The following is a 13,630-nucleotide window of genomic DNA, read 5'->3' on the forward strand; positions in this document are numbered from 1 at the left end:
GTTACCGGGGGTTATTGGGGCTTGCCACCTTGGGGAGCGGCGCCGTCTTTGGCGGCTTTTTCGGCCGCCTTGGCCGCGCCCCGGGCATGGGCGTCATCCACCGCTTTTTTGGCTTCCGGCGGCATGTAGTTTTCGTCGTGCTTGGCCAGGACTTCCGAGGCAACAAACACCCCGTTTTCCAGCTTGCCCTGGGCCACCACCCCTTTACCTTCTTGGAACAGGTCGGGAAGGATGCCCTTGTAGCGCACCGGGATGGATTTATCCGTATCGGTGACGATGAAGCTCATGGTCACTCCGTCTGCTTCCCGTTTCAGGGTGCCCTTTTCCACCAGACCGCCGATGCGGAAGGCCTTGCCTTCCGGGGCCTTGCCCGCCACCACGTCGGTGGGGGAAATGTAGAGGGCGATATTGCTGTTTAAGGCGTTCAGTACCAGGGCGGTGGCGCCCCCCAGAATGGCCAGGGCGGCCACGATCAGAACAATGCGTTTATGGCGGGTCTTCATTCCGGAGTCCTTTCCCCTGACTGTTCCCGGGCTTCCGCCGCCAGCTGGCGCCGCAACCGGGCGGTCAGGGCCCGGCGACGCCGGGCCAGCAGCAGGGGTTCGCCGATCAACATCAGGGCGGTGGCGCCGAAGGAGCCCCAGACATAGCCGGCGTAGCCCCCCATGGCGAGAAAATCATTGAGACTGTTCCAATGCATGGTCGTTCCTTCCCCCGGGCTTAAGGCCGGGGCAGCAGCAGTTGCCGCACCCACTCCGTGTGCCGTTCCCGTTCCAGCATGATGACCCGCACCCGGGCCAGGACCACCGCAATGGTGTACATCCAGAAGCACAGGGCCAGGAGCAGCATGCCCCAGAGCATGGTGGCGGCCATGGAGGGGGACTTGGTGAGGGAGACGGAAGCGCCCTGGTGCAGGGTGTTCCACCATTTCACCGAGAAATAGATGATGGGCACATTGACTACCCCTACCAGGGCCAGCACGGCCCCGGCCTTGTCCGCCCGGCGCGGGTCGTCAATGGCGGACTGGAGGGCGATAAAGCCGATGTAGAGGAAGAGCAGGATCAGTTCCGAGGTGAGCCGGGCGTCCCACACCCACCAGGTGCCCCACATGGGCTTGCCCCAGAGGGCGCCGGTCCACAGGGAGAGAAAGGCGAAAAAGGCGCCGGTCGGCGCCAGGGCGGTGGCCATCATGCCCGACAGCCGGGTATTGAAGGCCAGACCCAGCCCGGCCCAGAAGGCCATGACCAGATAGATGAACATGCTCATCCAGGAGGCGGGCACGTGCACAAAAATGATCCGGTAGCCTTCCCCCTGCTGGAAGTCCGTGGGGGCGACGAACAGGCCCAGCCACAGCCCCCAGGCGCCGAACACCACGGCCAGGGCGGCGAAATAGGGAATCAGCCGGCCCGCCAGGGGGTAGAAGGTGGCGGGGGAGGAGAACTTGAACCAGTTGATCAGTCGGTTGTTCATGCTTGGCCTCGAAGGGCGGCCGCCCGGTGGGTCATGGTGGGGCTACTCCAGGGAAATGCGCAGGGCGGCGGCGCTGGCCCAGGGGGCCAGTACCAGGCTCCCCCCCAGGATGGCGCCGAGGAGGGACAGGTGGGCTTGGGGCCCCAGGCCCGTCACCGCTGCATCCACGGCACCGGCGCCGAAAATCAGCACGGGAATATACAGGGGAAGGACCAGCAGGGATACCAGCACCCCGCCGCCCCGCAGGCCCAGGGTGAGGGCCGCGCCGATGGCACCGATGGCGGAAAGGGCCGGGGTGCCCAGGAGCAGGGCCAGGGTGAGGATTTCCAGGGCCTCCCCGGAAAGATCGAACTGGAGCCCCAGGACCGGGGCCAGCAGGGTCAGGGGCAGGCCGGTGGTGAGCCAGTGGGCCAGGGTTTTGCCCAGCACCACCAGGGTCAGGGGCTGGGGCGTGAGCACCAGCTGTTCCAGGGTGCCGTCCCGGTAATCGTCCCCGAACAGGCGGGGCAGGGTGAGCTGGGTGGCCAGCAGGGCGGCGACCCACAGTACCCCGGGGGCCAGCTTGCGCAGCAGGTCCATTTCCGGACCAATACCCAGGGGGAAGAGGCTGACCACGATAATGAAGAAAAACAGGGCGGAGACCAGATCGGCCTGGCGCCGCAGGGCGAGCTTCAGATCCCGGGCGATGACGGTGAAGACGATGTTCAGCATGGGGCCCCCAGGGTCAGGCTGCGCACCGCTCCGGCGGGAATATCCACCGCCTGGTGGGTGGTCATCACCGCCAGTCCGCCCCGTTGCAGGTGGCCGCCGATAAGCCCGGCCACCATGTCCACCGCCGCCACGTCCAGGGCCACAAAGGGCTCGTCCAGCACCCACAGGGCGTGCCGGTCGTGGATCAGGCGGGCCAGCCCGACCCGGCGCTTCTGGCCCTGGGACAGGTATTTGGCCTGCAAATCTTCCCGTCCTCCCAAACCCACCCGGGCCAGGGCATCCAGGGCTTCCTCTTCCGTCAGGCGGACCCCCGCCAGGCGGGCGCCGGAAAGGAGGTTTTCCAGGGGGGTGAGTTCTTCCTTGATGGCGTTGTGGTGGCCCAGGTAGCACAGCTCGGCCCGGTAATCCTCGGCCAGCTGGCGCACCGGTTCGCCCCGCCAGCGGATTTCCCCGGCGGCGGGCTGGGCCAGACCCACGATCATGCGCAGCAGGCTGGTCTTGCCCGCCCCGTTACGGCCCTGGAGATAGAGCAGTTCCCCGGCGTCCACGCGGAAATCCACGCCGGCGAACAGGCGTCGGTCGCCGCGCACACATTCCAATTGGGAGGCTTCCAGCATGGGGAGAGAAGGGGGGACTAGCCGTGGCAAGGAGAAGGCCGGATTTTAGCCTTGGATCGGGCAGAAGCAAAATCCGGGAAAGCTTGTTACATCCGGCGGTGCGGGCTTTTTGCCGGTCCCGGGCCCGGCGGGGGAAGAGGGGGGCGCCTGGGGCGCCCTGTCCGCCTCCCTTTTTCCTTCCCTTCTGGCCTCCGTGCCCCCGACCCCAGGGAGGCGCGGGAAGGGCGGAGCCCGGGGGCGGGCCGGGCGGCTGACGCGGGGGCCGGAACGTGCTTAACTTTACCGTTTGGCTCAAGGGAAACAAGGCAAATGGCAGCGAATATGGAAGCCCTGGCCGCCTTTCTGGTGGAGGCGGACAAGCTCAAAGGGGTGACCCGGGCCGGGTACCTGTGCACCGGGGAGCGCCACGAAAATTCGGCGGAACACAGCTGGCATCTGGCCCTGGGCCTGGTGACCCTGGCCCGGGAACTGGACCTGCCCCTGGACTTACCCAAGGCCCTGACCATGGCCCTGATCCACGACCTGTGCGAGATCGACGCCGGGGACACGCCGGTGTACAGCCAGCGGGCCGACCAGCATCAGGCGGAAGCCCGGGGCGTGGCCCGGCTGGCCGGTTTCGGCCTGAAATTCGGCCCGGAACTCCAGGCCCTGTGGCAGGAATACGAAGCCCAGGAAAGCCGGGAGGCCCGCTGGGTCAAGGTGCTGGACCGGCTCCTGCCCTTTCTCAGCAATCTCGCCACCCAGGGCCGTTCCTGGCAGGACTGGTCCGTACGTCGCTCCCAGGTGCTGGCCCGCAATCAGGTGATTGCCCAGCAGGCCCCGGAAATTTACGCCTGGTTGGTGCAACGTCTGGACGAGTGTGTTGCCCAAGGCTGGTTGTTACCCGATGAGGAAAATACCGTGACCCGAGACTTTTTCGCCCACAAAGCCGCCGCCTTCGACCAGGGCGGCCATCGCACGGACAACGTGGCCAACATCGCCCGGGCCATCCAGGCCGCCGTGCCCCTGGCCCCCGCCATGCATCTCCTGGATTTCGGCTCCGGCACCGGCCTGCTTCTGGAAGCCCTGGCGCCCCAGGTGGGCCGCTTTACCGCCATTGACCAGTCCGCTGCCATGAACGCCCAGCTGGAGCGAAAACGGGCCGCCCTGCCCTGCGCCCTCACCCTGGTGGCGGCAGACCTGGAAGGGGACTGGTCCGCCGTCCTGGCGCCGGAGGAGGGGGGCGACGCCGGTTTTGACGGGGTAGTTTCCTCCATGACCCTGCACCACATCCGGGACGTGCCCGCCCTGCTGGCCAAGCTCCATGGGGTTACCCGCCCCGGCGGTTTCCTCGCCGTGGCCGACCTGGATACGGAAGACGGCAGCTTCCACCAGGAAGATACGGGGGTGTTCCACACCGGCTTCGACCGGGACTGGCTGGCCAAGGCCGCCCGGGACGCGGGCTTCCTCCAGGTGGCGGTGACGGACGCCAGCGTGGTGCACAAACCCCAGGGGGACTACCCGGTGTTCCTGCTCACCGCTCGGCGTTAGGGGCGGTTGAGGGCTTGCCCGTTTGTCCCCACCGCCGGGGCGGGTAACATGCAGGCTCCTCTGTATTCACTGCCTGGGAGGCGGGCGTGACTTCTTCCTTGCCTGAAAATCGATTGGAACTGGCCCTGGCCTGGGGGGACGGTGCCATTACCGGCGCCCGGGTGGCCGCCGGACGGCCCCTGGCGGCCCGCCTGCTTAACGGGCGGCCCGTGGGAGAGGCCCTGGCCCTGGTGCCCCGGCTCTTCAGCCTGTGCGGCACGGCCCAGGGGGTGGCGGCCCGGGTGGCCCTGGAAGCGGCCCTGGGCCTGCGTCCCCGTCCTGATGAACGGCATCAGCGGCTGGTGGGCCTGTGGCGGGAAGTGGTGGGGGAACACCTGTGGCGGCTGGCCCTGGATTGGCCCCGTTGGTTCGGCACCGGGCCTAGGCTGAATGATTTTCCCGTCTGGCGCTGCCATCTGCTCCAGGGCCAGGCCCTGGAGGGGGCGGCCCTGCCCGTCTGGGCAGATTTTCGGGAAGGGGCGGCGGCCCTGCCCGCCCTGGCGCCCTCTCCGGTCCAGCCCCTGCCCGGGATGGATCTGGGGGAATGGGCGGACTTTCTCCTGCCCGTGTGGCTGGCAGGGGGCTGGGAAGAGGTGGCGGCGGCCCCGGCCTTGTCCGAGGGGGCGGTGGAAACCGGCCCCCTGGCCCGCCTTCTGGGCGGTTCGGAGGACGGGGCGGCAGCCCAGGAAATCCGCCAGTTGTGGGACCAAGGCCGCCGTCCGGCGGCCCGGCTGGCGGCCCGCTGCGCCGAACTTACCCGACTGGCGGCCCAGGCCCCGGATCAGGGCCTGCCCCCGGACTGGGTGGGAGGCGCCAACCTGGGGTCGGGCACGGGTCTGGCCCGGGTGGAAACGGCCCGGGGGCCCCTGCTGCACATTTTGCAGGTGAAGGACGAGCGCATTCTCCACTACGGCATCATCGCCCCCACGGAATGGAATTTTCATCCCCAGGGGGCCTTCATCACGGACGTAACGGGCCTTCAGGCGCCGGACCGGGAGGCTGCCCGCCATCTGGCGGAAGGTCTGGCCCTGTCCCTGGACCCCTGCGTGGAGTGGTCCCTGACCTGGGATGAGGGCGGGGAAGCTCCCCGGGGAGGCCGCCATGCATGAAATGTCCCTGGCGGAAGGGGTGTTGCAGATCGTGGAAGACGCGGCCAAGGGTCCCCAGGGCTTTGCCCGGGTCAAGGCGGTGGTGCTGGAAATCGGCCGCCTTTCCTCCGTGGAGCCCGAGGCCATGGCCTTCTGCTTTGAGGCGGTGAGCAAGGGCACGGTGGCGGACGGGGCCCGGCTGGAAATCGTGGAGGTGCCGGGCCGGGGCCTGTGCCTCAATTGCGGCCAGGAAGTGGCCCTGGATCAGGTGTACGACCCCTGTCCCGCCTGCGGCGGCTATCCGGTTCAACCCATCAGCGGCACGGAAATGCGGGTGCGGGAACTGGAAGTGGATGACTGAGCCGTACCCCTCGGCCGCCCTCGGGCCCGGCCCCCGCCGGGTGGGGAAGGCCGTGGGACGGTCTTTCCCGACCCGGCGGGTTTATTCCGAAAGAATGGGGGCGGCGATTCCGCCCCATGCTCTTGGCAAATCCTTGGCCGATCAGGGGAAAAAGCCAGGGCGGCCAGGGGAAAATTTCGGCCAAAACGCCTAAAATTACCCCTCCCCTAGGAGAAAAAAACATGTGCACCACTTGCGGTTGCGGTGAGGGCGAAGCCCGGATTGAAGGCGAGGCCCTCCACCCCCACGATCATTCCCACCCCCATACCCACGGGGATGATCCCCATTGGCACGTCCATGCAGACGGCACGGCCCACAGCCACGCTCCCTCGCCGGAGGTGGCGGAACAGGCCCACGATCATGACCACGGTCACAGCCATGAGCACGATCACGGCCACGACCATGCCCACAGCCATGACCATTCCCATGGCGAAGGCCAGCTCAATTACGGCAGCGGCCCGGCGGGGGCCCACGCCCCGGGGATGAGCCAGTCCCGCATGGTGCAGATCGAAAAGGACATCCTTTCCAAGAACGATGCCTATGCGGCCCGCAACCGGCAGCAGCTGGGGGAAAAGGGGGTGCTGGCCCTGAATTTGGTGTCCAGCCCGGGTTCGGGCAAGACCACCCTGCTCTGCCGCACCGTGGAAGCCTTGCGGGGCAAGGTGCCGGTGGCGGTGGTGGAAGGGGATCAGCAGACCAGTTTCGACGCGGACCGTATCCGGGCCACCGGAGCCCCGGCCTTGCAGATCAATACGGGCAAGGGCTGCCACCTGGACGCCCACATGGTGGGCCATGCCCTGGAACAGCTGAAGGTGGCGGAGGATAGCCTGCTGCTGGTGGAAAACGTGGGCAATCTGGTCTGTCCCGCCGCCTTTGACCTGGGGGAAGCGGCCAAGGTGGTGATCCTTTCCGTCACGGAAGGGGAGGACAAGCCCCTCAAATATCCGGACATGTTCCGGGCCGCCCAGCTCATGCTCCTTTCCAAATGCGACCTGCTGCCCCATCTCCAGTTTGATGCGGATCAGGCGGAAGCCTATGCCCGCCGGGTCAATCCCCAGTTGGAAGTGATCCGTCTTTCCAGCACCACCGGGGAAGGTTTCGGGGACTGGCTGGCCTGGATCGAAGGGGCCCTGGCGAAGGCCAAGGGCCAGCGCCAGGCTACGGTGGCCGGGCTCAAGGCCCGCATCGCCCAGCTGGAGGCCCAACTGGCCGCCCAGGGGGATGCCCCGTCTGCGCCCACGGCCTCCCGGTGATGGGCTTTCCCCCGGTTCCGGCCCCAGGCCGGGCCGCTGCCTCCCGATTTCAGGTGGGGCGGCGGGCCTGGCGGCGGGGCGGTGAAACCGCCGGATATTTTCCCCCCACCGTTTACGCTGCACAGGCCTGACATGGGCGCCGCCGCTCCTTCTTCCTCCCTGCCTTCCCTGGCCGGCCAGTGCCGCCGCATTCGGGTGCGGGGCCTGGTCCAGGGGGTGGGCTATCGTCCCTTCGTCTATCGGCTGGCCTTCGAGCTGGGCCTGTCCGGCTGGGTGCGCAATGACGCGGAAGGGGTGGATATCGAAGCCCGGGGCCCGGCTCCGGCCCTGGAGCGCTTTGTCGCCCGGCTGCGCAGCGAAGCCCCCTCCCTGGCCCGGGTGGAAGGGGTGGAACAGCGCCAGGCGGCTCCGGAAGGGGGCCTGCCCGGTTTCCTCATTCTGGAAAGCCGGGGCGGCCACGCCAGCACCGCCATCGGCCCGGATAGCGCCCTCTGCCACGACTGTTTGCGGGAATTGTTCGACCCGGACAACCGGCGTTACCGCTACGCCTTCACCCACTGTACCCACTGCGGCCCCCGCTATTCCATCACCCGGGAACTGCCCTACGACCGGGCCCGCACCGCCCTGGCCCCCTTTCCCCTATGCCCGGAATGCGGCCGGGAATACGGGGACCCGGCCAACCGGCGTTTTCACGCAGAAGCCAACTGCTGCCCGGTGTGCGGTCCCCGGCTGAGCCTGCTGGATGCCCGGGGGCGGTCCCTGGCCGGTGCCGGTCTGCCCACCGCCGGGGATGACCCGGTGCTGGCGGCGGTGGCCCTCCTCAAGGCGGGGAAAATCGTCGCCATCAAGGGCTACGGCGGTTTCCATCTGGCCTGCGATGCCGCCAATGCCGCCGCCGTGGCCGAACTGCGGCGCCGCAAACAGCGGGAAGAAAAGCCCTTCGCCCTGATGCTGGCCAATGTGGCCAGCGTGGGCCGCCTCTGCCAGCTTTCCGGGGACGAAGCCGGGCTCCTGGAACTGCCGGAACGCTCCATTGTGCTGCTGCGCCGCCGGGCCCAGGCGGCCCCGGGGGCCGCGCCCCTGGCGGCCAATGTGGCTCCTGGCCTGTCCTGGCTGGGCTGCATGTTGCCCTACGCCCCCCTCCATTACCTGCTCTTCCACGCCGCCGCCGGTTGCCCCTCGGGCCTGTCCTGGCTGGCGGCTCCCCAGGATCTGAGTCTGGTCATGACCAGCGCCAATCCGGGGGGTGAGCCCCTGGTGACGGACAACGCCCAGGCCTTGAGCCGCCTGGCCGGTCTGGCGGATGCCTATCTGCTCCACGACCGGGACATTGTGGTGCGGGCCGACGATTCGGTGGTGCGCCACGCCGGGGGCGCCGTCCAGTTTCTGCGCCGGGGCCGGGGCCAGACCCCCCGGCCCATCAAGCTTGCGGACGACGGCCCCTGTGTGCTGGCCTTTGGCGGCTTTTTGAAAAACACCCTGTGTGTCCTCAAGGGCCGGGAAGCCATTCTCTCCCAGCACATCGGCGACCTGGGCAACGCCGCCACGGTGGATTACCTGGAACAGGCGGCCCGCCACCTGCTCCACGTGCTGGACGCCACCCCGGCGGCGGTGGCCTACGACCTGCACCCGGATTTCCCTTCCTCCCGGCTGGCGGCGGATTTCGCCGCCGCCCGGGGCCTTCCCGCCTATCCCATCGCCCACCACCACGCCCATATCGCCGCCGTGCTGGCGGAAAACGGGGCCCAGGCCGGGCGCAGCAAACCGGTGCTCGGCCTGGCCCTGGATGGCTTCGGCCTGGGCCCCGCCGGGGAATTGTGGGGCGGGGAATTGCTGCGGGTGGACGGGGCCGAGTGGCAGCGTCTGGCCGGCCTTACCCCCCTGGCCCTGCCCGGGGGGGACAAGGCCGCCCGGGAGCCCTGGCGCCTAGCCGCCGCGGCTCTCTGGCGCCTGGGCCGGGGGGCGGACATCCCGGCCTTCCTGGCCCGCCGCTATCCGGATCTGGACCCGACCCTGGCCCAGGGCATCGGCCAGATGCTGGCCCGGGGCCTGAATTGCCCAGGCACCTCCAGCCTGGGCCGCCTGTTCGACGGGGTGAGCGGCCTCCTGGGTCTGCGCGCCAAACAAAGCTTCGAGGCCCAGGCCGCCATGGAACTGGAAGGTCTGGCGGACGCCTGGCTGGCGGACCACGGCCCCCTGCCGCCCCTGCCCGGGGGCTGGACCGTGGATGGCGCCGGGGACCTGGATTTTGCCCCCCTCCTGGCCTGGCTGGCCGAGTGTCCGGACCCGGCCCTGGGCTCGGCCCGCTTCCACCTCACCCTGGCCGCCGCCCTGGCGGACTGGACCGCTGCTGCCGCTGCCCGGGAAGGCTTGTCCACCGTGGCTCTGGGGGGCGGCTGCCTGCTCAACCACGTCCTTTCCCAGGCCCTGGTGACCCAGCTGGTGGCCCGGGGCCTGTCCGTCCTGGAAGCCCGCCAGGCGCCCCCCAACGACGGGGGCCTGTCCCTGGGCCAAGCCTGGATTGGCCGCCGTCTTTTGAGTCTTGGCCATGACTGAAGCCCTTGCTCCTACCCGCCCTGGGGACGTTGATTTCGCCCCCTTCCTGGAATGCTCCCCGGAAATCGACTGGGATCAGCCTGCCGTCCTGGCCCTGGCGGAAGAACTGGGGGCGGCGGGCCGGGGTGAGCCCCGCCGGGTGGCGGAAGCCTGCTTTTTGTTTGTGCGGGACCAGATTCGCCACAGCATCGATTACAACCTGGCCCCGGTGACCTGCCGGGCCTCCCGGGTGCTGGCGGAGACCGCGGGCCTTTGCTACGCCAAGAGCCATCTCCTGGCCGCCCTGCTGCGGGCCAACCGTATTCCCGCCGGGCTCTGCTACCAGCGTCTGGTGCTGGCGGCGGGGAGCCCCCAGTGCTGCCTGCACGGCCTGAATGCCCTTTATTTGCCCGATCTGGGCTGGTTCCGGGTGGATGCCCGGGGCAATAAGCCCGGAGTGGACGCCCGCTTTGAACCGCCCCGGGAAATCCTGGCCTTTCCCCTGGCGAGCCCGGAAGAGCAGGATTTCCCCTGGATTTTCAGCCGCCCTCTGCCTGCCCTGGTGGCGGCCCTGAACACCGGGGAAACCCTGGACCAACTGCTGCCCCATTTGCCGGACCGGGCCACCTTGTCCCCGGCGGACGGGGGACCGGATAATGTCTGCCTTGCTTTGCCCGTCTCCCCCACGGGCCTTTTTGGAGAACCCCAACCATGTGTTTAGCCCTACCCGCCAAAGTGGTGGAATTGCTTCCCGATGATCAGGCCCGGGTGGACCTGGGGGGGGTTCAGAAAGAAATATCCCTGGCCCTGGTGGACGGGGTGGCCGTGGGGGATTACGTCATTCTCCACGTGGGCTACGCCCTGACCCGGCTGGACCCGGAAGAGGCGGAACGGACCCTGGCCCTGTTTGCCGAACTGGGGGCGGAAGGGGCCGGGGAACCGGGCCAGACCGAAGACGGCACGGGCCTCTCCGGAGAAGCCGCCCCAGCCGGGGCTCCCTCCCTGGGAGAGCGGTCATGAGCCGGGGAGATCCCCACCGGACGGCCCTGGTGGCCGGGCTGCCCGGGACAGGGTTGCCCCAGGCCATGCTCCAAGGGGGGTCTAGCCAGATCGCCAATCCACGCCCCTTTCCCGGCATTTTTGGGGAGGCCTGCTGATGAAATATGTGGATGAATACCGGGACGGGGAACTGGCCCGGGGCCTGGCCCAGGCCATTGCCCGGGAAGTGGAACCGGGGCGGGACTACCGCTTTATGGAATTCTGCGGCGGCCACACCCACGCCATTTCCCGCTACGGTCTGGCGGACCTGCTGCCCCCCAATGTGCGCATGATCCACGGCCCGGGCTGCCCGGTCTGCGTCCTGCCCATCGGCCGCATCGACCAGGCCATCCGTCTGGCGGTGAATCACGGCGCCCTGGTGTGCACCTACGGGGATTGCCTGCGGGTGCCCGCCTCCGACGGCCTCTCCCTGCTCAAGGCCAAGGCCCGGGGCGGGGACGTGCGCATGGTCTATTCCAGCGCCGACGCCCTGAAACTGGCCCAGGCCCATCCGGACCGGCAGGTGGTGTTTTTCGCCATCGGCTTTGAAACCACCACCCCGCCCACGGCGGTGGTGGTGAAACAGGCCCGGGCCCTGGGGCTGAAAAATTTTTCCGTGCTCTGCTGCCACGTGCTCACCCCCCCGGCCATGGCCCACATCCTGGCCTCCCCGGAAATCAGCCGGACCATGGCCCTGGATGGCTTCATCGGCCCGGCCCACGTGTCCGTGGTCATCGGCAGCCGCCCCTACGAGCCCTTCGCCCAGGATTACGGCAAGCCCGTGGTGATCGCCGGCTTTGAGCCCCTGGATGTGATGCAGGCCGTTCTCATGCTGGTGCGCCAAGTCAATGCAGGCCGGGCGGCGGTGGAAAACGAATTTGCCCGGGCCGTGACCCGGGACGGCAACGCCAAGGCCCAGGCCCTGGTCCAGGAGGTACTGCACCTGCGCCCCGACTTTGAATGGCGGGGCCTGGGCACGGTGGCCCATTCCGCCCTCTGTCTGGCCCCGGATTACGCCGACCTGGACGCGGAACAGCGCTTCCAGGAAGCCTATGTGAGCGTGCCGGACCACAAGGCCTGCGAATGCGGCGCCATTCTCCGGGGGGAAAAGCGGCCCCAGGAATGCAAGCTCTTCGGCACCGTGTGCACCCCGGACAATCCGGTGGGTTCCTGCATGGTGAGTTCGGAAGGGGCCTGCGCGGCCCATTACACCTATGGACGTTTTCGCCAGACGGAGGCGGTATGAGCGTATTGACCAGCGCCCTCCTGGGTATCCTGGAAGAATCCGGCGCGGCGGTGCTGACCCTGACGGAAACCCTGGAAGAGCAGGAATTCCTCAACGCCCAGCTGACCCGGGAAGAGGCGGTGAAGCATCTCCTTACCATGGCCAAGACCGTGGCCAGCGCTCCCCCGGAAATGCGTCAGGCCATGCCGGAAATCGACTGGGATGGCTGGGCCCTGCTGGGCAAGGAACTGAAGGGCAAGCGCCGCCAGGACGGGGGCGCCCTGTGGCACGGGGTCCGTTCCCTGGTGCCCGCCACCCTGCTGTGGCTGCGGGTCTATCGCCAGAGCCACCCGGATTTATTTGTCTGTAAACCATGAGTCAACCGAAACACGGCTGGGAAGGCTGGTTGCTGGTCTTGGGAGTGCTGCTGCTGATGCTGGCGGGGCTCTGGGCCGAACAACTGCCCGACCTGCTGGTGGCCCTGCTGCGCCGCCTGGGCCTGGAGCGCGGCTGGGGCACCACTTACACCCCCTGACACGGAAACCCTATGAAAAACCACTATATCCGTCCCCTGGACCTGAAACGGGGCCGGGTGGATATGTCCCACGGCAGCGGCGGCCGGGCCATGGCCCAGCTCATCGACGAGGTGTTCGCCCCGGCCTTTGACAACGAATTCCTGCGCCAGGGAGACGACGGCGCCCGCTTGCCCGCCGCCCCGGCAGGGGCTCGCCTGGTGCTGGCCACGGACGCCCACGTGGTTTCCCCCCTGTTTTTCCCCGGGGGCGATATCGGCGCCCTGGCGGTGCACGGCACCATTAACGACGTGGCCATGATGGGGGCCACCCCCCTCTATCTGACCGCCAGTTTCATCCTGGAAGAGGGCTTTCCCCTGGCTGACCTGGAACGCATTGTGGCCTCCCTGGCCCGGGCCTCCCGGGAAGCGGGGGTGCCCGTGGTCACCGGGGACACCAAGGTGGTGGAACAGGGCAAGGGGGACGGGGTGTTCATCTCCACCACTGGCCTGGGCTGGCTGCGTCCGGACCTGACCCTGTCCGGCAGCCGGGCGGCGCCGGGGGATGCGGTGCTGGTCTCCGGCCCCATCGGCGACCACGGCATGGCCATCATGAGCCAGCGGGAAAGCCTTTCCTTCCAGGCCCCCATCCTCTCCGATTCCGCCCCCCTCCATGGTCTGGCGGCGGCCCTGCTGGATAGCGGCGTGACGGTGAAAACCCTGCGGGACCCCACCCGGGGCGGCCTGGGCACCACCCTCAATGAAATCGCCGCCCAGTCCGGGGTGGGCATGATGCTGGAAGAGGGCGCCATTCCGGTGCGCCCGGCGGTGGCGGCGGCCTGTGAACTCCTGGGCCTGGACCCCCTCTACTGCGCCTGCGAAGGCCGCATGGTGGTGGTGGTGGCGGGGGAAGACGGGGAGCGGGCCCTGGCGGCCCTGCGGGCCCATCCCCAGGGCCGGGAAGCGGCCCGCATCGGCACGGTGCATCGGGACGAACACCACTTCGTGCAAATGACCACCGGCTTCGGCGGGCGACGCATTGTGGATTGGCTCACCGGGGAACAGCTGCCCCGCATCTGCTGAGATCGGGCCCCCCGGGCCGGAGGATGGGCCGGCCCGCAGGGCGGCAGAAAAATGCCCTGGCCCTGACCGGCATGACCGGCGGGGCTGGGCAGGCATCCCTAAAGGGGAATGGGGGGGCCACTACCAGCGG

General features: G+C 68.4%; 16 protein-coding genes. 11 read left to right on the plus strand and 5 right to left on the minus strand.

All coding sequences use genetic code 11. The annotated features are described in order from the left end of the window. Nucleotides 1-11: 11 nt before the first annotated feature. From ccmE to ccmA, 5 genes are read right to left on the minus strand one after another with little or no spacing between them, the layout of a single operon-like run. Nucleotides 12-503 (minus strand): cytochrome c maturation protein CcmE, encoded by a 492-nt coding sequence (ccmE, locus tag Azoinq_RS07940; protein ID WP_216130249.1) that lies wholly within the window; start codon nucleotides 501-503, stop codon nucleotides 12-14. Then, entirely contained in the window at nucleotides 500-700 is a 201-nt protein-coding gene (gene ccmD / locus Azoinq_RS07945; protein WP_216130247.1) for a heme exporter protein CcmD, read from the minus strand. Before ccmD ends, ccmE begins: the two co-directional genes overlap by 4 nt. A gap of 20 nt (nucleotides 701-720) precedes the next feature. Further along, on the minus strand, nucleotides 721-1,470 hold the full coding sequence (gene ccmC / locus Azoinq_RS07950) for a heme ABC transporter permease CcmC (RefSeq protein WP_216130245.1): 750 nt from the start codon (nucleotides 1,468-1,470) through the stop codon (nucleotides 721-723). A gap of 42 nt (nucleotides 1,471-1,512) precedes the next feature. Continuing rightward, the gene (gene ccmB / locus Azoinq_RS07955) at nucleotides 1,513-2,181 is read right to left on the minus strand and encodes a heme exporter protein CcmB (protein WP_216130243.1); all 669 of its coding nucleotides are present in this window, start codon (nucleotides 2,179-2,181) and stop codon (nucleotides 1,513-1,515) included. Beyond that, nucleotides 2,175-2,798: a cytochrome c biogenesis heme-transporting ATPase CcmA gene (ccmA, locus tag Azoinq_RS07960; protein WP_216130241.1), complete on the minus strand. Its 624-nt coding sequence runs from the start codon at nucleotides 2,796-2,798 to the stop codon at nucleotides 2,175-2,177. Before ccmA ends, ccmB begins: the two co-directional genes overlap by 7 nt. A gap of 309 nt (nucleotides 2,799-3,107) precedes the next feature. Here ccmA and Azoinq_RS07965 point away from each other — a divergent pair, with 309 nt between their 5' ends. The 11 genes from Azoinq_RS07965 (at nucleotide 3,108) to hypE (ending at nucleotide 13,500) form a co-directional block, all read left to right on the plus strand. After that, on the plus strand, nucleotides 3,108-4,328 hold the full coding sequence (locus Azoinq_RS07965; RefSeq protein ID WP_216130239.1) for an HD domain-containing protein: 1,221 nt from the start codon (nucleotides 3,108-3,110) through the stop codon (nucleotides 4,326-4,328). A gap of 86 nt (nucleotides 4,329-4,414) precedes the next feature. Then, nucleotides 4,415-5,476 carry a nickel-dependent hydrogenase large subunit gene (locus tag Azoinq_RS07970; RefSeq protein WP_216130237.1) on the plus strand — a complete coding sequence of 354 codons (1,062 nt, stop codon included), beginning with the start codon at nucleotides 4,415-4,417 and terminating at the stop codon, nucleotides 5,474-5,476. Then, a complete protein-coding gene (gene hypA / locus Azoinq_RS07975) occupies nucleotides 5,469-5,816 on the plus strand; it encodes a hydrogenase maturation nickel metallochaperone HypA (RefSeq protein ID WP_216130235.1) in 348 nt (115 codons plus the stop codon). Before Azoinq_RS07970 ends, hypA begins: the two co-directional genes overlap by 8 nt. 221 nt (nucleotides 5,817-6,037) lie before the next feature. Next, entirely contained in the window at nucleotides 6,038-7,108 is a 1,071-nt protein-coding gene (gene hypB, locus Azoinq_RS07980; protein ID WP_216130233.1) for a hydrogenase nickel incorporation protein HypB, read from the plus strand. A 132-nt stretch (nucleotides 7,109-7,240) separates the two neighbouring features. Then, complete coding sequence (gene hypF, locus Azoinq_RS07985) at nucleotides 7,241-9,664, plus strand: carbamoyltransferase HypF (RefSeq protein ID WP_216130231.1); 2,424 nt, start codon at nucleotides 7,241-7,243, stop codon at nucleotides 9,662-9,664. Continuing rightward, the gene (locus Azoinq_RS07990; RefSeq protein ID WP_216130229.1) at nucleotides 9,657-10,364 is read left to right on the plus strand and encodes a transglutaminase-like domain-containing protein; all 708 of its coding nucleotides are present in this window, start codon (nucleotides 9,657-9,659) and stop codon (nucleotides 10,362-10,364) included. Before hypF ends, Azoinq_RS07990 begins: the two co-directional genes overlap by 8 nt. Next, entirely contained in the window at nucleotides 10,355-10,663 is a 309-nt protein-coding gene (locus tag Azoinq_RS07995; protein WP_216130227.1) for a HypC/HybG/HupF family hydrogenase formation chaperone, read from the plus strand. Before Azoinq_RS07990 ends, Azoinq_RS07995 begins: the two co-directional genes overlap by 10 nt. 136 nt (nucleotides 10,664-10,799) lie before the next feature. After that, complete coding sequence (hypD, locus tag Azoinq_RS08000) at nucleotides 10,800-11,927, plus strand: hydrogenase formation protein HypD (protein ID WP_216130225.1); 1,128 nt, start codon at nucleotides 10,800-10,802, stop codon at nucleotides 11,925-11,927. Next, the gene (locus Azoinq_RS08005) at nucleotides 11,924-12,283 is read left to right on the plus strand and encodes a hypothetical protein (protein ID WP_216130223.1); all 360 of its coding nucleotides are present in this window, start codon (nucleotides 11,924-11,926) and stop codon (nucleotides 12,281-12,283) included. Before hypD ends, Azoinq_RS08005 begins: the two co-directional genes overlap by 4 nt. Then, nucleotides 12,280-12,441 (plus strand): hypothetical protein, encoded by a 162-nt coding sequence (locus tag Azoinq_RS08010; protein ID WP_216130221.1) that lies wholly within the window; start codon nucleotides 12,280-12,282, stop codon nucleotides 12,439-12,441. The genes Azoinq_RS08005 and Azoinq_RS08010 overlap by 4 nt, the downstream gene beginning before the upstream one ends. 12 nt (nucleotides 12,442-12,453) lie before the next feature. Further along, nucleotides 12,454-13,500 carry a hydrogenase expression/formation protein HypE gene (gene hypE, locus Azoinq_RS08015; protein WP_216130219.1) on the plus strand — a complete coding sequence of 349 codons (1,047 nt, stop codon included), beginning with the start codon at nucleotides 12,454-12,456 and terminating at the stop codon, nucleotides 13,498-13,500. Nucleotides 13,501-13,630: the final 130 nt, after the last annotated feature.

Origin of the sequence: Azospira inquinata (assembly GCF_018905915.1) — a bacterium.
Classification (GTDB): Bacteria; Pseudomonadota; Gammaproteobacteria; order Burkholderiales; family Rhodocyclaceae; genus Azospira; species Azospira inquinata.